This is a genomic window from Mucilaginibacter sp. P4_E8 (genome assembly GCF_056401495.1).
In genome coordinates this window covers 1-711 of the sequence record NZ_JBFUJG010000438.1, presented here as the reverse complement: position 1 = coordinate 711, position 711 = coordinate 1, and the positions used below count along the sequence as shown (strand labels likewise).

At 29.7% G+C, this 711-nt stretch carries 1 protein-coding gene; it reads right to left on the bottom strand.

Annotated features, from left to right (window positions below; translation table 11 throughout):
- Positions 1-254 precede the first annotated feature (254 nt).
- A partial coding sequence (locus AC1DRQ_RS31990; RefSeq protein WP_477430260.1) for a phage holin family protein occupies positions 255-711 on the bottom strand: 457 nt, incomplete at its 5' end.

Sequence of the window (711 nt, the reverse complement as noted above, 5' to 3'; positions counted from 1 at the left end):
ATATGGAAGCTATGAATTTAACAATAAAAGTGTTCCTGTTGATTTTATCTTGTTTTACAGTTTCAGGGAATCAGGCTTCGGAATACCGGGAATAAAGGAAAACCTAAAAACAATGTTTAGTCAACAATTGTAATATTATTTATTTATACATGGCTTTGCCATGATTAACGAATAATATAACTATAGCTTTTTATTTCTTAGGTTTAATCACTGAAAGTACTGTTTGAAACAGTCCCGATAGTATTTGTACAATTTTAATTAGTTTCATCTTCTTTATTTTTTGAATTAGTTTTTTTATCCAGATTTAAAGCTGCTGCTATCCTATCTTTTGCGATATTCCATAAGTCGGTATCTGTAAACGTGCTTATATTGGTCAAATTTGATTTTAGTTCTATAAAAATGATACTGATGCTTATTACATCAATAAGTTTTACGTGTTCAGCAATCCAACTATGACTTAAAGTTTTATCGACATTTATACATATCAGTATTGCAAAAAAGTATCCGACAAACTTTTTTACAAATCCTTTAAGGAGCTTTTTTAAACAAAATGGTATTTGCTTGTGATGTGCAGCCCATACACCAGTTATCATATCAACCATAATTAGTAAGAATATAGTCGTAGCATAATCTTTAGCAGGGTTCATATATAGCCATAACCACGCTAAAGCTTGACCTATCCAGTTTATTAACTTCATTATATCAAGATTC